This is a genomic window from Citrobacter sp. RHBSTW-00029 (assembly GCF_014104295.1).
Classification (GTDB): Bacteria; Pseudomonadota; Gammaproteobacteria; order Enterobacterales; family Enterobacteriaceae; genus Citrobacter; species Citrobacter youngae.
The window spans coordinates 261,636-282,629 of the sequence record NZ_JABXRT010000001.1; the positions used below are offsets into that span (position 1 = coordinate 261,636).

The 20,994-nt window shown below is 52.1% G+C and carries 18 protein-coding genes; 9 read left to right on the top strand and 9 right to left on the bottom strand.

Annotated elements, in window-relative coordinates:
- The first annotated feature begins 313 nt into the window (after positions 1 to 313).
- The 3 genes from kduI (at position 314) to araE (ending at position 3,705) form a co-directional block, all read left to right on the top strand.
- Positions 314 to 1,150 carry a 5-dehydro-4-deoxy-D-glucuronate isomerase gene (gene kduI, locus HV041_RS01345; RefSeq protein ID WP_005123391.1) on the top strand — a complete coding sequence of 279 codons (837 nt, stop codon included), beginning with the start codon at positions 314 to 316 and terminating at the stop codon, positions 1,148 to 1,150.
- Between the two features lie 58 nt (positions 1,151 to 1,208).
- The gene (gene kduD, locus HV041_RS01350; protein ID WP_003033923.1) at positions 1,209 to 1,970 is read left to right on the top strand and encodes a 2-dehydro-3-deoxy-D-gluconate 5-dehydrogenase KduD; all 762 of its coding nucleotides are present in this window, start codon (positions 1,209 to 1,211) and stop codon (positions 1,968 to 1,970) included.
- Positions 1,971 to 2,286: 316 nt separating this feature from the next.
- Positions 2,287 to 3,705 carry an arabinose-proton symporter AraE gene (gene araE / locus HV041_RS01355; RefSeq protein ID WP_121585013.1) on the top strand — a complete coding sequence of 473 codons (1,419 nt, stop codon included), beginning with the start codon at positions 2,287 to 2,289 and terminating at the stop codon, positions 3,703 to 3,705.
- Between the two features lie 55 nt (positions 3,706 to 3,760).
- Here araE and HV041_RS01360 read toward each other — a convergent pair whose 3' ends face one another.
- Both HV041_RS01360 and HV041_RS01365 read right to left on the bottom strand, forming a co-directional pair.
- Positions 3,761 to 4,648 (bottom strand): Rpn family recombination-promoting nuclease/putative transposase, encoded by an 888-nt coding sequence (locus tag HV041_RS01360; protein WP_048213121.1) that lies wholly within the window; start codon positions 4,646 to 4,648, stop codon positions 3,761 to 3,763.
- A 196-nt stretch (positions 4,649 to 4,844) separates the two neighbouring features.
- The gene (locus HV041_RS01365) at positions 4,845 to 5,171 is read right to left on the bottom strand and encodes a cupin domain-containing protein (RefSeq protein ID WP_121585012.1); all 327 of its coding nucleotides are present in this window, start codon (positions 5,169 to 5,171) and stop codon (positions 4,845 to 4,847) included.
- 141 nt (positions 5,172 to 5,312) lie between these two features.
- Here HV041_RS01365 and HV041_RS01370 point away from each other — a divergent pair, with 141 nt between their 5' ends.
- Entirely contained in the window at positions 5,313 to 6,020 is a 708-nt protein-coding gene (locus HV041_RS01370) for an aspartate/glutamate racemase (protein ID WP_115642931.1), read from the top strand.
- On the opposite strand, the gene HV041_RS01375 is transcribed toward HV041_RS01370, so the two are convergent.
- Positions 5,992 to 6,927 (bottom strand): LysR family transcriptional regulator, encoded by a 936-nt coding sequence (locus HV041_RS01375; RefSeq protein ID WP_048213118.1) that lies wholly within the window; start codon positions 6,925 to 6,927, stop codon positions 5,992 to 5,994. The genes HV041_RS01370 and HV041_RS01375 overlap by 29 nt on opposite strands.
- Positions 6,928 to 7,044: 117 nt before the next feature.
- Here HV041_RS01375 and lysA point away from each other — a divergent pair, with 117 nt between their 5' ends.
- A complete protein-coding gene (gene lysA, locus HV041_RS01380; protein ID WP_121585011.1) occupies positions 7,045 to 8,301 on the top strand; it encodes a diaminopimelate decarboxylase in 1,257 nt (418 codons plus the stop codon).
- Between the two features lie 107 nt (positions 8,302 to 8,408).
- On the opposite strand, the gene HV041_RS01385 is transcribed toward lysA, so the two are convergent.
- Both HV041_RS01385 and galR read right to left on the bottom strand, forming a co-directional pair.
- Entirely contained in the window at positions 8,409 to 9,419 is a 1,011-nt protein-coding gene (locus tag HV041_RS01385) for a LacI family DNA-binding transcriptional regulator (RefSeq protein ID WP_121585010.1), read from the bottom strand.
- A 13-nt stretch (positions 9,420 to 9,432) separates the two neighbouring features.
- Positions 9,433 to 10,461, bottom strand: coding sequence for an HTH-type transcriptional regulator GalR (galR, locus tag HV041_RS01390; RefSeq protein ID WP_121585009.1), 1,029 nt, complete (start codon positions 10,459 to 10,461; stop codon positions 9,433 to 9,435).
- Positions 10,462 to 11,058: 597 nt separating this feature from the next.
- Between galR and aas the strand changes: the two genes are divergently transcribed.
- Positions 11,059 to 13,218, top strand: a complete 2,160-nt coding sequence (gene aas / locus HV041_RS01395) for a bifunctional acyl-ACP--phospholipid O-acyltransferase/long-chain-fatty-acid--ACP ligase (protein ID WP_121585008.1) — start codon at positions 11,059 to 11,061, stop codon at positions 13,216 to 13,218.
- On the top strand, positions 13,211 to 14,404 hold the full coding sequence (lplT, locus tag HV041_RS01400) for a lysophospholipid transporter LplT (protein WP_101741603.1): 1,194 nt from the start codon (positions 13,211 to 13,213) through the stop codon (positions 14,402 to 14,404). Before aas ends, lplT begins: the two co-directional genes overlap by 8 nt.
- Positions 14,405 to 14,486: 82 nt before the next feature.
- On the opposite strand, the gene HV041_RS01405 is transcribed toward lplT, so the two are convergent.
- The 4 genes from HV041_RS01405 to mutH form a co-directional block, all read right to left on the bottom strand.
- Positions 14,487 to 15,527, bottom strand: coding sequence for an NADP(H)-dependent aldo-keto reductase (locus tag HV041_RS01405; RefSeq protein WP_048213112.1), 1,041 nt, complete (start codon positions 15,525 to 15,527; stop codon positions 14,487 to 14,489).
- 106 nt (positions 15,528 to 15,633) lie between these two features.
- A complete protein-coding gene (gene ygdR, locus HV041_RS01410) occupies positions 15,634 to 15,852 on the bottom strand; it encodes a lipoprotein YgdR (RefSeq protein ID WP_005123410.1) in 219 nt (72 codons plus the stop codon).
- Positions 15,853 to 15,998: 146 nt separating this feature from the next.
- Positions 15,999 to 16,712 (bottom strand): TerC family protein, encoded by a 714-nt coding sequence (locus tag HV041_RS01415; RefSeq protein ID WP_040232169.1) that lies wholly within the window; start codon positions 16,710 to 16,712, stop codon positions 15,999 to 16,001.
- A gap of 74 nt (positions 16,713 to 16,786) precedes the next feature.
- Complete coding sequence (gene mutH / locus HV041_RS01420) at positions 16,787 to 17,482, bottom strand: DNA mismatch repair endonuclease MutH (RefSeq protein ID WP_048213111.1); 696 nt, start codon at positions 17,480 to 17,482, stop codon at positions 16,787 to 16,789.
- 684 nt (positions 17,483 to 18,166) lie between these two features.
- On the opposite strand from mutH, the gene rppH reads away from it, so the two are divergent.
- The gene (gene rppH, locus HV041_RS01425) at positions 18,167 to 18,697 is read left to right on the top strand and encodes an RNA pyrophosphohydrolase (RefSeq protein ID WP_003825602.1); all 531 of its coding nucleotides are present in this window, start codon (positions 18,167 to 18,169) and stop codon (positions 18,695 to 18,697) included.
- A gap of 12 nt (positions 18,698 to 18,709) precedes the next feature.
- The gene (gene ptsP / locus HV041_RS01430) at positions 18,710 to 20,956 is read left to right on the top strand and encodes a phosphoenolpyruvate--protein phosphotransferase (RefSeq protein WP_121585007.1); all 2,247 of its coding nucleotides are present in this window, start codon (positions 18,710 to 18,712) and stop codon (positions 20,954 to 20,956) included.
- Positions 20,957 to 20,994 lie beyond the last annotated feature (38 nt).

Below are 20,994 nucleotides of genomic sequence, written 5' to 3' on the forward strand. Positions count from 1 at the left end.
ACTTTGTTAGAAAAGGTGTCTTATCGGCCTATAAACTCGGCTGAATTTTCCATTTTTTATCCCCACCTCTAGTGAATGAATAAATTTATCTTATTGTTATTCAATGATTTTATTTAAACCTATTTCGCTATTTATACGCGCTGGCGTGATCGCACTTACACTTTTGATAATAAGATGCGGAAAAAGTGAAACATCGTTTTAGTTATAATTGAAAACCCGTCCCGGGAGGGATATCATGAACGCATTAGGTAAAACGGAACGGCGTTTTGCTATCGCTCAAGAATTCACGGTCAATTTATCACTGGAGGTAAATGTGGACGTAAGACAAAGCATCCATAGTGCGCATGCGAAAACCCTGGATACCCAGGCGCTGCGTAATGAGTTTTTGGTAGAAGAAGTGTTTGTCGCAGATGAATACACCATGGTCTACAGCCACATCGACCGCATCATTGTTGGCGGCATTATGCCTGTAGGCAAAACCGTCTCTGTGGGTGGTGAAGTTGGCAAACAGCTGGGCGTAACCTACTTCCTGGAGCGTCGTGAGTTAGGCGTGATCAACATCGGTGGACCGGGCACGATTACCGTTGACGGTCAGTGCTATGAAATTGGTCATCGCGATGCGCTGTATGTCGGTAAAGGGGCAAAAGAAGTTGTTTTTGCAAGCATTGACCCTGCAAAACCCGCCAAGTTCTATTATAACTGCGCGCCGGCACACATGACTTATCCAACCAAAAAAGTGACCCCAGCCGACGTTGCGCCAGTGACGTTGGGTGATGATCTCACGAGTAACCGCCGTACCATCAACAAGTATTTTGTGCCGGACGTACTGGAAACCTGCCAACTGAGCATGGGCCTGACCGAACTGGCGCCGGGCAACCTGTGGAACACCATGCCGTGCCATACCCATGAACGCCGTATGGAAGTCTATTTCTACTTCAATATGGAAGAGGACACCTGTGTCTTCCACATGATGGGACAGCCTCAGGAAACGCGTCATATAGTGATGCACAACGAGCAGGCGGTGATTTCTCCGAGCTGGTCAATTCACTCCGGCGTCGGCACAAAAGCGTATACGTTCATTTGGGGCATGGTCGGCGAAAACCAGGTCTTTGATGATATGGACCATGTTGCAGTCAAAGATCTGCGCTAGTTGCGGGCGACAGCCTTGCCTGCCTGTGGCGGGCATTATAAAAATTTAAGGATTTATAATGATTTTGAATGCATTCTCTCTTGAAGGTAAAGTCGCCGTTGTGACGGGTTGTGACACCGGTCTGGGTCAGGGTATGGCGCTGGGCCTGGCGGAAGCGGGCTGCGATATCGTGGGTATCAACATTGTTGAGCCGACTGAAACCATCGAACGTGTTACCGCACTGGGCCGCCGTTTTTTAAGCCTGACCGCCGATCTGCGTCAGATTGATGGTATTCCGGCACTGCTGGAGCGTGCGGTCGCAGAATTCGGTCATATCGACATTCTGGTCAACAACGCCGGTCTTATCCGTCGTGACGATGCTATCGACTTCAGCGAAAAAGACTGGGACGACGTGATGAACCTGAACATTAAGAGCGTGTTCTTCATGTCTCAGGCGGCGGCGAAGCACTTTATCGCGCAGGGTAATGGCGGCAAAATTATCAACATCGCCTCTATGCTCTCCTTCCAGGGCGGCATCCGAGTGCCGTCTTACACCGCGTCTAAAAGCGGCGTAATGGGCGTCACCCGTCTGATGGCCAACGAGTGGGCAAAACATAACATCAACGTCAACGCGATCGCGCCGGGTTATATGGCGACCAATAACACGCAGCAACTGCGTGCTGATGAGCAGCGTAGCGCCGAAATTCTCGATCGTATCCCGGCGGGCCGTTGGGGTCTGCCAAGCGATCTGATGGGGCCAGTAGTGTTCCTGGCGTCCAGCGCATCTGACTACATTAACGGTTATACCGTTGCGGTCGACGGTGGGTGGCTGGCGCGTTAATTTACCGTCCAGCATCAACAAACCCTGCCAATGGCAGGGTTTTTTTTGGTGTTAAGTTATTTTAGTCCATATTCTGTTTATAAATTAATCCATACATAATTATATATGTATGGGTTGGCAATAATTAATACTCTTTAATATCAGTGCATTAAATTTAATTGAGTAATTAGCGATAAATTTTAAAATTGGAATATCCATCACATAACGATGTGGTGCAGCAATTTTATCCATGTTTTTGCCGTTTCCCGCCTGACGCTTCCTGCAAGGGATCCCTTACTTTCATCGACATGGCTTACTCTGTATCTGGCAGGAAAAAATGGTCTCAATTAATCATGAAGCTGCTTTAACACCGCGTACGCAGCGCGATACGCGACGTATGAACTTGTTTGTCTCTATTTCTGCGGCTGTCGCAGGGTTGTTATTCGGCCTGGATATCGGCGTGATTGCCGGGGCGTTGCCTTTCATCACCGATCACTTTGTGTTGACCAGCCGCCTGCAGGAGTGGGTGGTAAGCAGTATGATGCTGGGCGCGGCAATTGGTGCGCTGTTTAACGGTTGGCTGTCATTCCGCCTGGGACGTAAATACAGTCTGATGGCGGGGGCGATCCTTTTCGTCGTCGGATCTCTGGGCTCGGCGTTTGCCTCCAGCGTAGAAATGCTCATTTTTGCCCGCGTGGTACTGGGCGTTGCCGTAGGTATCGCCTCTTACACCGCGCCGCTCTATCTCTCCGAAATGGCCAGTGAGAACGTGCGCGGCAAGATGATCAGCATGTATCAACTGATGGTAACGCTGGGGATCGTACTGGCCTTTTTATCTGATACGGCGTTTAGCTACAGCGGTAACTGGCGCGCTATGCTGGGCGTGCTGGCGCTTCCGGCGGTGTTACTGATTATCCTGGTTGTGTTCCTGCCCAACAGCCCGCGCTGGCTGGCGGAAAAAGGTCGCCACATTGAAGCCGAAGAAGTATTGCGCATGCTGCGCGATACGTCAGAAAAGGCCCGCGATGAGCTGAACGAAATCCGTGAAAGCCTGAAGCTGAAGCAGGGTGGTTGGGCGCTGTTTAAAATTAACCGTAACGTGCGCCGCGCGGTTTTCCTTGGGATGTTGTTGCAGGCGATGCAGCAGTTCACCGGGATGAACATCATCATGTATTACGCGCCGCGCATTTTCAAAATGGCGGGTTTTACCACCACAGAGCAGCAGATGATTGCCACGCTGGTGGTTGGCTTAACGTTTATGTTCGCTACCTTTATTGCCGTCTTCACAGTCGACAAAGCAGGACGTAAACCGGCGCTGAAAATTGGGTTCAGCGTAATGGCCATCGGGACGCTGGTGCTCGGATATTGCCTGATGCAGTTTGATAACGGCACGGCTTCCAGTGGACTATCCTGGCTGTCAGTTGGCATGACGATGATGTGTATTGCAGGCTATGCGATGAGCGCCGCGCCGGTGGTGTGGATCCTGTGTTCGGAAATTCAGCCGCTGAAATGCCGTGATTTTGGTATTACCTGCTCCACCACCACCAACTGGGTGTCGAACATGATCATTGGTGCAACGTTCCTGACGCTGCTCGACAGCATTGGCGCAGCCGGTACGTTCTGGCTTTATACCGCACTGAACGTCGTATTTATTGGTATTACCTTCTGGCTTATTCCTGAAACCAAAAACGTTACGCTTGAGCATATCGAACGTAAGCTGATGGTTGGCGAGAAGTTAAGAGATATTGGGGTGTAAGTGAGCAGGAAGCCCGATAGATCAATTGATTATCGGGCTCCCATTGCTACCTATTTCAATGTGGAGCCGCCTGCCTGGCGAGGAGATCCTTAGCAGACAGCCCGGTTATCTTTAGTATAATTTCATGACTAATACCATTCGCTAACATCATCTGGGCAATGCGTAATGCCTCTTGTTGTTTGGCTTCCTGTTGCAATACTTCCGCGATAGTCATCAGACGTTCCTTTTGCTGTGGTACCCGATGGGCAACCTCACGGATAAATTTATCAACGTGAGGCGTATTTCCAAACTGCATCATGTAATTAAATAGCGTTTTGAGCTGGCTGTCATTAGCGTATCCCGTAGCCAGCAACGAGACTAGTTGTTCCACTAATCCCATTAAATCACGCTTGCGGATATGTTTTTGCATCAATTCCAGCAGTGCTATACGGCGATGTTGCATAATTTCGTCATCGGGTATTACTGTGATATCCACCAGCGGAAATGTTGCTGAGTAAAGCTGTCGTGCCAATGCGGGATCGTCAAACTCATCCAGCCAGCAGAGTGAAAAGGGGTAGGGGCTGAGAGCGCCATGATAAAACAGCATCGGTATCACCAAAGGTAATGTTTTATGGCCAGCATCCAAATGGCGTTGCATTGCAGCCATGGCATAGCGCATCAGCCGAAATGCCATGTGAGCGTCTGGCGAACTCTGATGCTCGATAACAACATAGATATACCCATCGCCTTCGTTTGTTTTTAATGACCACAGCACGTCGGAGTAGCTGGCTCGCAGGCTATCCTCAATAAAACTGCCTGATTCCAGTTTTAGCGTTTGCAGATCACATAGCTCCCGCAAGGTTGATGGAAGATAGATATCCAGAAAATCTCTTGCGGTATCGGGATGGTACAAGAACTGTTTGAAGACTGCGTCATGTGGAGTGGCTGTTGTCATTTTTGTCATGGCGATCCGTCACCGTTAATTAAGATAACGTGACTGTAATCGCCCACATGGCGAGGCGCATTGGGTGATTAACGCTTATGCGAACTGGTATCGAAGGAAAATGCCCCACCTTGTAACGCATTCATTTTTAGTGAACTGAGTACGCATTTTAGCGTGTTCTCAAACCGTTCAGTAGCACGGCTTGAGAACAGCGAAATTACTCGTGCAGAAAATCTTCGCGCACCGGGGTGAAGGTATCGAGTAATGTTCCCGGCTGTAAACAGACGCAGCCGTGCATAATATTGGGTTGCTTGTACAGGGTGTCTCCTGCACTGACGACATGCTTTTCTTCCCCAATCGTAAATTCAAACTCGCCCGATAAAACGTACGTGAGTTGTTCATGCGGATGGCTGTGCATCGGGCCAACTGCGCCCTGCTCGAAATTGACTTCCACGGCCATCATTTTGCCATCGTGAGCCAGAATACGCCGGGTAACGCCGTTACCCAGATCTTCAAGCGTGGTTTCTTTATGAAAAATAAACATTCGATATCCTTGCAATATAATGAAACATTATTTCATTAAATTTATATCAGAAAATAAAAAAAGGAAATGTGCGCCGGCAGATGTGGAAAGTTGATCACATCTTTGGTTCACTGGGAGGACAACCACGAATAAGGGTAAATGATGAAAACGATCGGTCTGTTAGGCGGAATGAGCTGGGAATCTACTATTCCTTATTATCGTCTGATTAATGAAGGGGTTAAGCAGAATCTGGGCGGTCTGCATTCTGCGAAAATTCTGCTGCACAGCGTCGATTTCCATGAGATTGAAGCGTGTCAGTCGAACGGTGACTGGCAGCGGGCAGGGGAGATCCTGGCGCAGGCAGCGGTGGGGTTACAGCAAGCGGGAGCTGAGGGAATTGTGCTGTGTACCAACACTATGCATAAAGTGGCCGAGGCCATTGAAACGGCCTGCGATGTCCCGTTTTTGCACATTGCCGATGCAACAGGTCGGGCCATACAACAACAGAAGATGAGTAACGTCGCGCTGTTGGGCACGCGTTACACCATGGAACAGGATTTCTATCGTGGGCGTTTACAGATGGAATTTGGCATTAGCACGCTAATCCCTGACGCTGACGACCGACAGAAAATAAACCAGATTATTTTCGAGGAACTGTGCCTTGGTGAATTTAGCGAAATTTCCCGCGATTATTACCTGAGCGTGATTGAGCGACTGGCTCGTCAGGGGGCACAAGGGGTGATCTTTGGCTGCACCGAAATTGGCCTGCTGGTTCCCACTGAAATGAGCCCGTTGCCGGTCTTCGATACCGCGGCGATCCATGCGCAGGATGCCGTGACGTTTATGCTTTCACCTGAGATTGCAAAATAGCCTCCAGCGGGTCAGTAAGCCGGTGGAGATGGGCCTGTAGATGTGCTGTAAAAGCATCAACCAGCGCGGATGCCGGGCGATGCAGTGGATGGATCAGGCTGACGGTAAAAGGCACCGAAACACTAAAACGCCGGATTACAATCCCGCTGCCTGCGTAATCCAGGGCGGTCAGCGGGTTCACTACCGAGATCCCCACGCCGGCACGTACCATCGCACAAATTGATGCGGCACTGTGCGTTTCTATGACCATTCGGCGCTTGACCTGATGATCATTAAACAGGGTATCCAGCAACTGGCGATAACTGTCGGTGCGCGACAGGCTGATATAGTTTTCCCCCTGAAAATCTTGCGGTGTTAATACTGCTTTCCCGGTCAGCGGATGTCCCTGTGGCAGCACGCAAACTTCATCCAGCGACAGTAATTCAGTGCGTTTAGTCCCGGCGGGGGTATGCAGGGTCTCAGTTAACCCGAGATCGTGGCGCTGTGCCGACAGCCACTCTTCCAGCAGCGGCGACTCCTGCGGCACTATCTGAATATTGACCTGCGGATAGCGCTCGAGAAATGGCTGCAGCAGCGGCGGTAAAAAGGACTGTGAGAACACTGGCAGGCAGACAATCGACAGCTCACCCTGACGAAATTCACGCAGGCTCTCTGCGGCGCTCACAATTCTGTCCAGGCCATACCACGAACGTTGCACCTCTTCAAACAGGCGTAGCCCCTGCACTGTGGGATGCAGCCGGCCTCGCGTACGTTCGAACAGTGTTAACCCCAGAACTTTTTCAAATCTTGCCAGCTCGCGACTGACGGTAGGCTGCGACGTGTGCAGCATCCGTGCGGCTTCCGTCAGGTTGCCTGCTGTCATAATGGCGTGAAAAATTTCAATGTGGCGCAAGTTAACGGCAGGCATCGGCGATCCTCAAATAAACATTCCATATCATTTTTGCATAGACTAGCGATAAAACGATATTTTTTATTCTCTTCGGGCTGTGGCGTAATCATAAAAAAGCCAATACCGGAGCACGCCATGCCACGTCCACTCAACAGCACTGATACTGACCTGACCGCAGATAACCTGCTGCGTCTGCCCGCCGAATTCGGTTGTCCGGTATGGGTTTACGATGCGCAGATTATCCGCGCGCAGATAGCCAAACTGAGTCAGTTTGACGTGGTGCGTTTTGCCCAGAAGGCATGTTCGAATATTCATATTTTGCGCCTGATGCGCGAGCAGGGCGTGAAGGTTGATTCCGTCTCGCTTGGCGAAATTGAACGTGCGCTAGCGGCAGGTTTTGTACCGGGGAAAGATGAAATCGTCTTTACCGCCGATATGATTGATGAAGCGACGCTTGCGCGGGTGCGTGAATTGCGCATTCCGGTAAATGCCGGGTCGGTGGATATGCTGGAACAACTGGGTCAGGTCTCGCCGGGCCATCGCGTGTGGCTACGCGTAAACCCTGGCTTTGGGCATGGACACAGTCAGAAAACCAATACCGGCGGCGAAAACAGCAAGCACGGGATCTGGTATAGCGATCTTCCCGCGGCGCTGGAGGTGATTCAGCGCTACAAGCTGAAGCTGGTAGGGATTCATATGCATATTGGCTCCGGTGTGGACTACGCGCATCTTGAGCAGGTGTGCGGTGCGATGGTGCGCCAGGTGGTTGAATTTGATCAGGATCTGGAGGCGATCTCTGCGGGCGGCGGTTTATCAATCCCGTATCGCGAAGGTGAAGAGGCGATCGATACCGATCACTACTTTGGATTGTGGAACGCTGCGCGTGAGCAGATTGCTAAACACCTTGGGCACCCGGTCGCGCTTGAGATAGAGCCGGGTCGTTTTCTGGTCGCGGAAGCCGGCGTGCTGGTAGCACAGGTACGCAGCGTAAAAGAGATGGGCAGCCGTCACTTTGTGCTGATCGATGCGGGCTTCAACGATCTGATGCGCCCGGCGATGTACGGCAGCTATCACCATATCTCCGCGCTGGCTGGAAATGGTCGCTCTCTGGAACACATCCCGCAGCGGGAAACCGTGGTGGCCGGGCCGCTGTGCGAATCTGGCGACGTGTTTACCCAGCAGGAGGGCGGAAATGTGGAAACCCGTCTGTTGCCTGCGGTGGTGCCGGGTGATTATTTGGTCTTGCATGATACCGGGGCGTACGGCGCGTCAATGTCGTCAAACTACAATAGCCGTCCTCTGCTGCCGGAGGTTTTGTTCGATAACGGCGTGGCGCGGCTGATTCGCCGTCGCCAGACCATTGATGAGCTGTTAGCGCTGGAATTAATCTGATTACAGCGTTGTGAAATGCCGGATGGCGCTACGCTTATCCGGCCTACGAAATTAACTGTGGGGTCTGTTGGCCGGATAAGGTGCTTGTGCCGCTATCCGGCATTTAATTACTTAAAGTACGGCCCGAGCGTTACTGAGTCACGTAGTACCAGTTTGCCGGTAAACGGTGGGATTGGCTCAACGCTCTCGCCGTTGGCCAGCCGGATAGCCTGGTCGATTGCCGTGGTTATCATGGTATCAATCGGCAGATAAACGGTAGACAGCCCCGGCTCCAGCCATTTCGCGCTGGGCGCATCATCAAAACCAAACAACGAAACATCCTCGGGGATCTTTAGTCCTGCCTGATGTAATGCTTTCGATGCACCTAACGCCATGTCATCGTTACAGGCGAACAGCGCGCTGAATATCACTCCTTCATCCAACAGTTCACGACAGGCTTCATAGCCTCTGGTCATCGTTGAATCACCGTATTTGACCTTGGCAGGTTCCCAGGGAATACCGTTTTTTTCCAGCGCCTTACGATACCCCATTAACCGAGATTTACCGGTTGGCGTATGGCCGGGTACGGTGATGCAGGCAATATCACGATGTCCTTGCGAGATGAGGTAATCGACGGCCTGAAACGCCGCGTCTTCCTGTTCAAAGAAAATCGCGCGGTCGCGGGCCTGGCTGACGTCGCGGTTAATGACCAGCAATGGCATATCAATGCGGCTCATCAGCGACATAATCGCCTTTTCGCTCATGTAGCGGGTGTAGAGAATAATGGCGTCGCACTGTCGGTCGGCCAGCATTTGAACGGCTTCCTGCTCACGCTCTGGTGTGTCATGGCCGTCGGTGACAATCAGCTGTTTACCGTGAGACTCCGTCTGGCGCGATGCCTGTTGCAGCAGGCGACCAAAGTAGAATCCATCAAATGTAGATACCACTAAACCAATGCTGTTGCTGGTGCGGTTTGCCAGTGAGCGCGCTAAAAAATTAGGCCGATAATCTAATGCCTGCATGGCGTTGAAGACTTTCTGGCGCGTGCTTTCTTTAACCTGCCCCGTACCATTAAGTACGCGTGAAACGGTCGCTTTCGATACGCCAGCATGTCGTGAAACGTCTAACATCGTTGTCATGACGCAATCCTGATTAATCGTTTGACAAAGAATTTCCCGGCTCAGTCAGCGCCGAAACGGAATGCCGACGTACCAGCGTTGGGTTAAAGACGTGAGTGATTTCCGGGACCGGGCGTTTTTCGGCCAGCGCCAGCGCCAGTTCGGCGGCCTGGGTTGCCATCGTCACGATCGGATAGCGCACCGTGGTCAGACGCGGGCGCACGTAGCGGGAAACCAGCACATCATCAAAACCAATCAGCGAGATTTCTCCCGGTACATCAATGCCGTTATCATTTAATACGCCCATGGCACCAGCCGCCATTGAGTCGTTGTAGCAGGCTACCGCAGTGAAGTTTTTGCCACGGCCAAGTAACTCGGTCATAGCCTGTTCACCGCCGCTTTCATCCGGTTCACCAAACGTTACCAGGCGATCGCTGACCGGTATATTGCTCTCTGTCAGCGCGTCGTAATAGCCTTGCAGACGATCTTCCGCATCTGAAATTGTGTGATTGGAGCACAGATAGCCAATGCGTGTATGGCCCTGTTGAATGAGGTGTCGGGTCGCGAGCCATGCGCCGAAACGGTCATCAAGGGCAACGCAGCGTTGTTCGAATCCTGGCAGAATTCGGTTAATTAATACCATGCCGGGGATTTGCTTCATTAGTGATGCCAGCTCAGCATCCGGGATGATTTTTGCGTGGACAACAAGGGCTGCGCAGCGGTGGCGAATGAGCTGTTCAATCGCCTGTCGTTCCTTCTGTTCGTTATGGTAGCCGTTGCCAATCAGCAAAAAATTACCGGTGTTATAGGCCACCTGCTCGACAGCTTTAACCATTGCCCCAAAGAATGGATCGGACACATCACCAACTACCAGACCGATGGTCTCTGTGGATTGTTGTGCCAGCGCACGCGCATTGGCGTTGGGGTGGTAGCTGAGTGATTCCATTGCACTCGTTACAGCCAGGCGCGATGCTTCGCTGGCTTTAGGGGAATCATTAATCACTCGAGAAACGGTGGCGACTGATACACCTGCTAGTCGGGCTACATCCTTTATGGTCGCCATGATAGTACCTGTTGTGGGTAAACGCTTACATTCCGTCAGTGTTACGGAAAATGGCTGGCTGTTCAAGCAGATTGCCCGTCAGAACGTCGCAAATGTGAGCGCACACGAGCGAAGTAAGACAGAAAATAGAAAATGCTAATTTTTGCTTACACTTTGCGATGTGCTGTTGCGATTGTTCGCTGGTGAGGGAACTGAGCAGATTGCTAGAGTTGAGATCCCAGAGGTATTGATAGGTGAAATCAACTTTCGGGTTGATCACTAGAATTACACCAGCCTGCGCAGATGCGCAGGTTTTTTTTTACCTTCAGCTTATCTGTAACAGTAACCGATAATTTACACAACTCGTTGCATTTGGGTTCATTCCTTTGCGTTTTCGCACTGGCGTATCTGGCTGCTGACGACCACAATCAAGATCCCAGAGGTATTGATTGGTGAGATTATTCGGTACGCACTTCGTACCTGTCTCTTGCACCAACCTGCGCGGATGCGCAGGTTTTTTTTCGGATTCAATTTACCCCTTTCCTGTCGCGTCCACTCCCCAACTTGTATACTCTCCCACCATTGATGTTTATATAATTAATGGCACAGGGAGTTGAGATGCTATTTGGCTTTTTTCGTAATCTGTTTCGCGTGCTGTTTCGTGTTCGCGTCACGGGCGATGTCAGCGCGCTACGGGGAGAACGCGTCTTAATCACGCCCAACCATGTCTCATTTATCGATGGTATCCTGCTGGCGCTCTTTTTACCGATTCGCCCCGTTTTTGCCGTTTACACCTCGATCAGCCAGCAATGGTATATGCGCTGGCTCACTCCACTGATTGATTTCGTACCGCTAGACCCAACCAAACCGATGTCGATTAAACATCTGGTACGCCTGGTCGAGCAGGGGCGCCCGGTGGTTATTTTCCCGGAAGGACGTATTTCGACCACCGGTTCACTGATGAAAATCTACGACGGTGCCGGGTTCGTTGCCGCAAAATCAAAGGCGACGGTGGTGCCTGTGCGTATTGAAGGCGCGGAACTGACCCATTTTAGCCGCCTGAAAGGTCTGGTTAAACAGCGATTTTTTCCGCGTATTCAATTGCATATCCTGCCGCCGACCCAAATGCCGATGCCGGAAGCGCCGCGTGCTCGCGATCGCCGCAAAATCGCCGGTGAAATGCTGCACCAGATTATGATGGAAGCGCGTATGGCCGTCCGCCCGCGTGAAACGTTATACGAGTCTCTGCTGGCGGCAAAATACCGGTTTGGCGCAGGCAAAAACTGCATTGAAGATGTTAACTTTACGCCGGACAGCTACCGCAAACTGCTGACGAAGACACTCTTTGTGGCTCGTATTCTGGAGAAATATAGCGCGGAAGGTGAAAAAATCGGCCTGATGCTGCCAAATGCGGGGATCAGCGCGGCGGTCATTTTTGGCGCCATTGCGCGTCGACGCATCCCGGCGATGATGAACTATACGGCGGGCGTGAAGGGATTAACCAGCGCCATTACAGCCTCTGAAATCAAAACGATCTTCACTTCCCGACAATTTCTCGATAAAGGCAAACTCTGGCACCTACCGGAACAGCTCACCCAGGTGCGCTGGGTGTATCTGGAAGATCTGAAGGCCGATGTGACCTTTGGCGATAAGCTGTGGATTTTTTCTCATCTGTTGGCGCCGCATCTGGCACAGGTGAAGCAGCAGCCGGAAGAAGCTGCGGTGATCCTCTTTACCTCAGGATCAGAAGGCCACCCGAAAGGTGTCGTACACAGCCATAAGAGCATTCTGGCGAACGTCGAGCAGATTAAGACGATTGCCGATTTCACTGCCGACGATCGCTTTATGTCAGCATTGCCGCTATTTCACTCTTTTGGCCTGACGGTAGGGTTATTCACGCCGTTGCTGACCGGTGCTGAAGTGTTTTTGTACCCTAGTCCGCTGCATTACCGCATCGTTCCTGAGCTGGTATATGACCGTAACTGCACCGTACTGTTTGGTACCTCAACGTTCCTCGGCAATTATGCGCGGTTTGCTCATCCGTACGATTTCCACCGTCTGCGCTATGTTGTTGCCGGAGCCGAAAAGCTGCAAGACAGCACGAAACAGTTGTGGCAGGAGAAATTTGGCCTGCGCGTTCTTGAAGGCTATGGCGTGACGGAGTGTGCGCCGGTGGTGTCGATTAACGTACCGATGGCGGCGAAATCGGGAACGGTAGGGCGCATTCTGCCTGGTATGGATGCCCGACTGTTGGCGGTTCCTGGTATTGAAGATGGTGGGCGTTTACAGCTGAAAGGCCCTAATATTATGAGCGGCTATCTGCGCGTCGAAAAGCCAGGTGTACTGGAAGTCCCAACCGCAGAAAATGCGCAGGGTCAGATAGAACACGGCTGGTACGACACCGGTGATGTTGTACGCTTTGATGAAAATGGCTTTGTACAGATTCAAGGGCGTGCCAAGCGCTTTGCCAAAATTGCCGGTGAGATGGTGTCACTGGAGATGGTTGAACAGCTGGCGCTGGCAGTATCTGCTGACAAAATGCATGCCACGGCTATCAAGAGCGATGCCAATAAAGGGGAAGCGCTGGTGCTGTTTACTACCGACAGCGAGCTGACCCGTGACAGATTACTCCAGTATGCGCGCATCCACGGCATTCCAGAGCTTGCCGTACCGCGTGATATCCGCCACCTGAAACAACTCCCTCTGCTCGGCAGCGGTAAGCCAGATTTTGTGACACTGAAAAACTGGGTCGATGAACCGGAAAAACAACATGCGTGAGTCAGTACACACTAGCACGTCAATCTGGTCAAAAGGGATGATGTCCGTTATCGCCGCGCAGTTTTTGTCAGCGTTTGGCGATAACGCGTTGTTGTTTGCTACCCTGGCTTTGCTCAAGGCGCAGTTCTACCCGGACTGGAGCCAGCCAATCCTGCAAATGGTGTTTGTGGGCGCTTACATTTTGTTTGCGCCGTTTGTTGGACAGGTGGCGGATAGCTTTGCCAAAGGCAGAGTGATGATGTTCGCCAACGGTCTCAAGCTGCTGGGCGCGGCGAGTATCTGTTTCGGCGTTAACCCATTTCTCGGGTATACGCTGGTGGGTATTGGCGCTGCGGCGTATTCTCCGGCCAAGTATGGCATCCTGGGTGAGTTGACGACCGGCGACAAACTGGTGAAAGCGAATGGCCTGATGGAGGCGTCAACCATTGCCGCTATCTTGCTGGGTTCTGTTGCCGGCGGTGTGCTGGCCGACTGGCATGTGATTGCTGCGCTTTCCGCCTGTGCGCTGGCCTATGCTGGCGCAGTGGTGGCTAACCTGTATATCCCGAAACTGGCCGCGGCTCGCCCTGGTCAGTCCTGGCATCTGGGCAAAATGACGCGTAGTTTTTTCTGTGCCGCCTCCTCGCTGTGGCGCAACGGTGAAACACGTTTCTCGTTGGTAGGAACCAGCCTGTTTTGGGGCGCGGGCGTCACGCTGCGTTTTCTTCTGGTGCTGTGGGTGCCGGTTGCGCTCGGCATTACCGATAACGCCACACCGACCTATCTCAACGCTATGGTGGCTATCGGGATTGTTGTCGGCGCGGGGGCGGCTGCGAAACTGGTGACGCTGGAAACCGTGTCGCGCTGTATGCCTGCAGGGATACTGATCGGCGTCGTGGTGCTGATTTTCTCTCTTCAACATTCGCTGCTTCCGGCCTACGCGTTGCTGCTGCTTATCGGCGTGTGTGGTGGGTTCTTTGTGGTGCCGCTGAATGCGTTACTGCAGGAGCGGGGCAAAAAAAGCGTGGGTGCGGGCAACGCTATTGCGGTGCAAAACCTGGGTGAAAACAGCGCGATGTTGCTGATGCTCGGTATCTACTCACTGGCGGTGTTGGTGGGTATTCCTGCGGTAGCCATTGGCGTTGGATTTGGTGCGTTGTTTGCCCTGGCGATTACGGCGCTGTGGATTTGGCAGCGCCGCCATTAGTCTGTTATATGCTGTTGCAACCAGGCCTACAGGGAACGCTGTCTGTAGGCCTGATAAGCGCAGCGCCATCAGGCGCTAACTGTTAAGGTGCAGGATAGGTATACACCTGATGCACCGCTTCAATCTCTGCCAGCACTTCCTCGCTCAATTCCAGATACAGGCTTTCAACGTTGGTTTTTAGCTGCTCCATCGTCGTGGCGCCCAGCAGTGTGCTGGCGACAAACGGCTGACGACGCACGAATGCCAGCGCCATTTGCGCAGGATCGAGGTTATGGCGTTTGGCGATATCCACATAGGCAGCTACCGCTTTTTGCGTTTGTTCGCTGCTGTAGCGCGTAAAACGGCTAAACAGCGTATTGCGTGCGCCGGCAGGTTTCGCACCGTTCAGGTATTTACCGGTTAAGGTGCCAAAACCAAGGCACGAGTAGGCCAGTAGCTCAACGCCTTCATACTGGCTCACTTCGGCCAGTCCAACTTCAAAGCTGCGGTTTAGCAGGCTGTACGGGTTCTGGATAGTGGCGATACGTGGCAGGTCATGTTTGTCTGCCAGGTGCAGATAACGCATTACGCCAAACGCGGTTTCGTTGGAAACACCGATGTAACGAATCTTACCTGCACGCTGAAACTCTGCCAGCGCGTCCAGCGTATCCAGTAGGGAAACGACCGGCGCGGAGTCCGTCCAGCTATATCCCAGCTTACCAAAGCAGTTGGTCGGACGCTGCGGCCAGTGGACCTGATAGAGATCGAGATAATCGGTCTGCAGTCTTTTCAGACTGTCGTGCAGTGCCTCACGGATGTTTTTACGATCCAGCGCCTGATTCGGTCGAATGCCGCTGTCGTTGTTACGTGATGGTCCACTGACCTTCGACGCCACGATTAGCTTTTCGCGGCTGCCGTGTTTGGCGAGCCAGTTGCCCACGTAAGTTTCGGTGAGTCCCTGGGTTTCTGGACGAGGCGGTACCGGATACATCTCGGCAACGTCGATTAAATTTATGCCTTGTGCAACGGCATAGTCGAGCTGTGCATGTGCGTCGGCTTCGCTGTTTTGTTCACCAAACGTCATTGTGCCCAGCCCCAGTGTACTGACTTCCAGCGAGCTGTGGGGTATACGGTGATATTGCATAGCCGTTTCCTTTTTATAATCACGACATAAGGATTATAAAAATGGCTGAGGGAAGGGAAAAAGGGAAGCAAAATTGTTAAGGCCAGCGCGTTGCTGACCTTAACCATCAACGCTCAATGATTTGAGAGACTTCGTCGCGGTTAATTTGCATCGCATTGCCTTGCTGATCGTGGTAACTCACCAGACCGGTATCATCGTCAATTTCTGGTTTACCATCGGTCAGGATCATTCGACCATCTTTTGTTGCCATCACATAATCACTGCTGCATCCGGAAACGGCAAAAGCCAGCCCGACGGCGGAAATTAAAACTGCCCATTTTTTCATCTGCTTATCCTCACATGGCCTGCGTCTGACACTAGTTTAGTAATAACGCGAAGTTGTGCAGGGCGAAAGCAGTAAAATCTTAATCTGTGAGAGAAGGAAGGTGCGCGGGGAGTATTCGCTCCCCATGGGGGGAGCGATAGTGTCAGTCAGAGTGGATTTTTTTTATTGCGCCACAGGTTCAGGGTCTCTACAGCGATAGAGAAGAACATAGCGAAGTAAATGTATCCTTTCGGAACATGGACATCGAAGCTTTCCAGGATTAGCGTGAAGCCAACCAGTATCAGGAAAGAGAGTGCCAGCATTTTTACCGAAGGGTGACGATCAACAAACTCACCGATTGGGCGGGCTGCAAACATCATTACGCCCACGGCAATCACGACGGCTGCCATCATAATAAACAGATGATCGGACAAGCCTACTGCGGTGATTACTGAGTCCAGACTGAAGATAATATCCAACAGCATGATCTGCACAATCGCGCCCAGGAAAGAAGAGACGCGGGTTTTCAGCCCTTCCTCTTCGCCCTCAATGGATTCGTGGATCTCTTTACTCGCTTTCCAGATCAGGAACAATCCGCCGAGCAGAAGGATCAGATCGCGCGCTGAAATCGCCTCGCCAAACAGTTCGAATAACGGGTTAGTGAGCCGCGTTACCCAGGCGATGGATGCCAGCAGCGCCAGACGCATCACCATCGCTGCCGCCAGCCCGATTCGTCGGGCATGATTGCGTTGTGCTGTTGGGAGTTTTGCTACAACCAGAGAAAGGAAAATAATATTGTCGATCCCGAGAACGATCTCCAGCAGCGTCAGCGTACCGAGCGCCAGCCAGGCGTTAGGATCGGTTATCCATGCAAATAACATCAAACAAAGTCCTGCCAAAAAAAAGAAGCGGTAATTATAGGCGCGTAACGCGACGGGCGAAAGGTCAGGGTGTGTTATTGAGCCTGGAATAGAAAATGCCGTTCCAGCAATGCGCGAGTGAAGTTCTTTTTCAGGTAAAACCCGCGGGGCAGAGTCAGGATCGGTTCGCCATGGGCGCCAATGGCCTCGGTCAGCGCCCGGGCGTTAGCGGCTTTAGGACGCAGTTGCAGCACTTCCCCATGGCGAGCGGTGATGCGTTCGACGTGGCCTAGCACTATCATGTCCATCAACTCTTCCCAGTCCAGACGCAGTTGTCGATCTTCCTCTTCATTCGGACTCCACAGCAACGGAGAGCCAACGCGCCGTTCAGCCACAGGGATGCTGCGTTCACCTTCTACGGGTATCCACAACACGCGTTTAAGCTTGTGTCGAACATGGCTGGTTTCCCAGGTCACGCCGGTATTACCGGTTAACGGTGCCACGCAGACAAAGGTCGTTTCCAGCGGTCTGCCAAGGCTATCTACAGGGATCGTTTTTAACTCCACACCCAGCGCGGCAAAATCCTGCTCCGGTTTACTGCCCGCACTGGCCCCAAGCCAAATTTCCAGCAGCACGCCAATCCAGCCTTTGTCCCGCTTCAGATCCTTTGGCGCGACGAGTCCTGCCATCGCCGACAGTTCTCCCAGCGTGTAGCCCGAAAGTTGCCGTGCCTGGTGCAGCAACTGGGCTTCGGATTCAGGCGGAGAAATCAATGGATGGAGTTCTGGCATCAGGGTTACCCTTGGGTTAAAAAATGAGCAATGATTTTATACCGTGTGGACAGAGTTTATCTTTTTCCACATGCTTTATCCAATTGCATGATTTATAGTGGTTTTTATATTTTGATGTAAAGGGTTGCGCAACAGAAAACCGGGTTTTCCAATTCTGGTCACTGACAATGAACAGGATCTTACACCATGTTATCCACAGAAAGATGGGATAACTGTGAAAAACCCCCACTACTGTTTCAATTTACAGCCTTGACGTGCGACGAAAATCGAATTTTCACACAAATTGTGCCTAACTTATTGGCATAATCTGTGGATAAAACCAACGCTGGTCGATCTTTCATCAGCTCGAAGATCGTATGCGTGACGTGCATCACATTTCTGCATGTTTAGCTACAGTTGTTGCTTTTAACTTAATGAATATATAAGACTATTTTTTGAGTGTGACGGATGTCTTATTCAGACTGCTCCGGGTTTTCCCATAGTAATTCCGTACTTCTTCACAACTATATCCACAGAAAAGGTGAATAAAATCGCCTATGTAGCATATCTTCTGTTTATAACTCGGCTCTTTGCTGTGAGTTATTCAATTGTTATTAGAATATCGCGCCCTTAACAGAGTGGTTTACCGCCCCTCTGGAGTGTGAAACAATCGTTTGTATATAAGGTTTATGTTGAGGTAGTCCGGTGATTGATGACGATGGCTACCGCCCGAATGTAGGGATAGTAATTTGTAACCGCCAGGGGCAGGTCATGTGGGCCCGGCGATTTGGTCAGCACTCCTGGCAATTCCCGCAAGGCGGGATAAATGCAGGAGAGACAGCAGAGCAGGCGATGTACCGGGAACTCTTTGAAGAAGTAGGTCTGAGTCGTAAAGATGTGCGGATCCTTGCTTCTACTCGTAACTGGTTGCGTTACAAGTTACCGAAACGTTTGGTGCGTTGGGACACAAAGCCGGTTTGTATCGGCCAGAAACAAAAATGGTTTCTTTTGCAGTTGGTCAGTAGCGATGCTGAAATCAATATGCAAACCAGCAGTACACCTGAGTTCGACGGCTGGCGCTGGGTGAGTTACTGGTATCCGGTTCGACAGGTGGTGTCATTTAAACGCGATGTCTATCGCAGGGTGATGAAAGAATTCGCAAGTGTTGTGATGGCGCTTCAGGAGAGCACTCCTAAGCCGCAAAGCGCACCTGCGTACAGACGTAAAAGAGGTTAAGCTACGCAAATTATGCTCACCCGCCTGCGCGAAATAGTCGAAAAGGTGGCCAGTGCCCCACGTCTCAATGAGGCGTTGAATATTCTGGTTACTGACATCTGTCTTGCGATGGATACAGAGGTCTGCTCGGTCTACCTGGCCGATCACGACCGACGCTGTTATTACCTGATGGCGACCCGAGGACTTAAAAAACCACGCGGTCGCACTGTTGCACTGGCGTTTGATGAAGGGATCGTTGGCCTGGTTGGCAGGCTGGCGGAACCTATCAACCTTGCCGATGCGCAAAAACACCCCAGCTTTAAATATATTCCTTCGGTGAAAGAAGAACGCTTTCGTGCGTTCTTAGGCGTACCGATCATCCAGCGACGCCAGTTATTAGGCGTCCTGGTGGTACAGCAACGTGAGTTGCGCCAGTACGACGAAAGCGAAGAATCTTTTCTGGTCACGCTTGCCACACAAATGGCCGCTATTCTGTCTCAGTCGCAGTTAACCGCGCTATTTGGGCAATACCGGCAAACGCGTATCCGCGCATTGCCTGCCGCCCCCGGCGTGGCGATCGCTGAAGGCTGGCAGGATGCCACGTTACCGCTGATGGAACAGGTGTATCAGGCTTCAACGTTGGATCCAGTGCTTGAGCGTGAACGTCTGACTGGCGCACTGGAAGAAGCCGCAAATGAATTTCGCCGCTACAGTAAGCGTTTTGCTGCCGGGGCACAGAAAGAGACGGCGGCAATTTTTGATCTCTATTCGCACCTGCTCTCCGATACCCGTCTGCGCCGCGAGTTGTTCGCGGAAGTGGATAACGGCTCGGTGGCCGAGTGGGCGGTTAAAACGATCATCGAGAAGTTTGCCGAACAGTTTGCCGCGCTAAGCGATAACTATCTCAAAGAACGCGCCGGGGATTTGCGCGCGTTGGGGCAGCGTCTGCTGTTCCATCTTGACGACTCTGTTCAGGGGCCGAATGCCTGGCCGGAACGTTTCGTGCTGGTGGCGGATGAGCTGTCTGCCACTACGCTGGCGGAACTTCCCCAGGACCGGTTGGTAGGGGTTGTCGTCAGGGATGGTGCCGCCAACTCTCACGCGGCGATTATGGTTCGTGCGCTGGGTATCCCTACCGTTATGGGGGCCGATATCCAGCCGTCTGTGTTGCACCGCCGCACGTTGGTGGTGGACGGTTATCGCGGTGAACTGCTGGTTGATCCGGAACCGGTATTGATTCAGGAATACCAGCGTCTTATCAGTGAAGAAATTGAGCTGAGCCGCCTGGCGGAAGACGACGTCAACCAGCCAGCACAGTTGAAAAGCGGCGAGCGCGTGAAGGTGATGCTCAATGCGGGTCTCAGCCCGGAACATGAAGAAAAGCTGGGTAGCAGGATCGACGGTATTGGCCTGTATCGCACCGAAATCCCGTTCATGCTGCAAAGCGGTTTTCCTTCGGAAGAAGAACAGGTTGCGCAGTATCAGGGCATGCTGCAAATGTTTAACGACAAGCCGGTGACCCTACGTACGCTGGATGTCGGTGCCGATAAACAACTGCCCTACATGCCCATCAGTGAAGAGAACCCGTGCCTTGGCTGGCGAGGGATCCGCATAACGCTCGATCAGCCAGAGATCTTTTTGATCCAGGTTCGCGCCATGCTGCGTGCCAACGCGGCAACCGGCAACCTCAGCATTTTGCTACCGATGGTAACCAGCATTGATGAAGTGGACGAAGCGCGACGTTTGATTGAACGTGCCGGACGCGAAGTGGAAGAGATGATCGGCTACGAGATCCCGAAACCGCGCATTGGCATCATGCTGGAAGTTCCGTCGATGGTGTTCATGCTGCCGCATCTGACAAACCGGATTGACTTTATCTCGGTCGGAACCAACGATCTTACCCAGTACATACTGGCCGTCGATCGTAACAACACACGGGTAGCCAGCATTTATGACAGTCTGCATCCGGGGATGTTACGCGCGCTGGCGATGATTGCGCAGGAAGCCGAAAGAAGCGGTATCGATTTGCGCTTATGCGGTGAAATGGCGGGCGACCCGATGTGTGTAGCCATTCTGATAGGCCTGGGTTTTCGCCATTTGTCAATGAACGGGCGTTCTGTAGCACGTGTGAAATACCTGCTGCGCCATATCGATTTTGACGAAGCGCAAACGCTGGCGCAGCGCAGCCTGGAAGCGCAACTGGCGACGGAAGTACGCCATCAGGTGGCGGCCTTTATGGAGCGCCGTGGCATGGGAGGATTGATTCGCGGAGGATTATAGGCCTGATAAGCGTAGCGCCATCAGGCAATACGGGGGGT

What these genes read in the sequence shown, in the direction of transcription:
- kduD (WP_003033923.1), top strand. Translation starts at nt 1,209, where the DNA reads ATGATTTTGAATGCATTCTCTCTTGAAGGTAAAGTCGCCGTTGTGACG.
- araE (WP_121585013.1), top strand. Translation starts at nt 2,287, where the DNA reads ATGGTCTCAATTAATCATGAAGCTGCTTTAACACCGCGTACGCAGCGC.
- HV041_RS01360 (WP_048213121.1), bottom strand. Translation starts at nt 4,648, where the DNA reads ATGACAAAAATGACAACAGCCACTCCACATGACGCAGTCTTCAAACAG.
- HV041_RS01365 (WP_121585012.1), bottom strand. Translation starts at nt 5,171, where the DNA reads ATGTTTATTTTTCATAAAGAAACCACGCTTGAAGATCTGGGTAACGGC.
- HV041_RS01370 (WP_115642931.1), top strand. Translation starts at nt 5,313, where the DNA reads ATGAAAACGATCGGTCTGTTAGGCGGAATGAGCTGGGAATCTACTATT.
- HV041_RS01375 (WP_048213118.1), bottom strand. Translation starts at nt 6,927, where the DNA reads ATGCCTGCCGTTAACTTGCGCCACATTGAAATTTTTCACGCCATTATG.
- lysA (WP_121585011.1), top strand. Translation starts at nt 7,045, where the DNA reads ATGCCACGTCCACTCAACAGCACTGATACTGACCTGACCGCAGATAAC.
- HV041_RS01385 (WP_121585010.1), bottom strand. Translation starts at nt 9,419, where the DNA reads ATGACAACGATGTTAGACGTTTCACGACATGCTGGCGTATCGAAAGCG.
- galR (WP_121585009.1), bottom strand. Translation starts at nt 10,461, where the DNA reads ATGGCGACCATAAAGGATGTAGCCCGACTAGCAGGTGTATCAGTCGCC.
- aas (WP_121585008.1), top strand. Translation starts at nt 11,059, where the DNA reads ATGCTATTTGGCTTTTTTCGTAATCTGTTTCGCGTGCTGTTTCGTGTT.
- lplT (WP_101741603.1), top strand. Translation starts at nt 13,211, where the DNA reads ATGCGTGAGTCAGTACACACTAGCACGTCAATCTGGTCAAAAGGGATG.
- HV041_RS01405 (WP_048213112.1), bottom strand. Translation starts at nt 15,527, where the DNA reads ATGCAATATCACCGTATACCCCACAGCTCGCTGGAAGTCAGTACACTG.
- ygdR (WP_005123410.1), bottom strand. Translation starts at nt 15,852, where the DNA reads ATGAAAAAATGGGCAGTTTTAATTTCCGCCGTCGGGCTGGCTTTTGCC.
- HV041_RS01415 (WP_040232169.1), bottom strand. Translation starts at nt 16,712, where the DNA reads ATGTTATTTGCATGGATAACCGATCCTAACGCCTGGCTGGCGCTCGGT.
- mutH (WP_048213111.1), bottom strand. Translation starts at nt 17,482, where the DNA reads ATGCCAGAACTCCATCCATTGATTTCTCCGCCTGAATCCGAAGCCCAG.
- ptsP (WP_121585007.1), top strand. Translation starts at nt 18,710, where the DNA reads ATGCTCACCCGCCTGCGCGAAATAGTCGAAAAGGTGGCCAGTGCCCCA.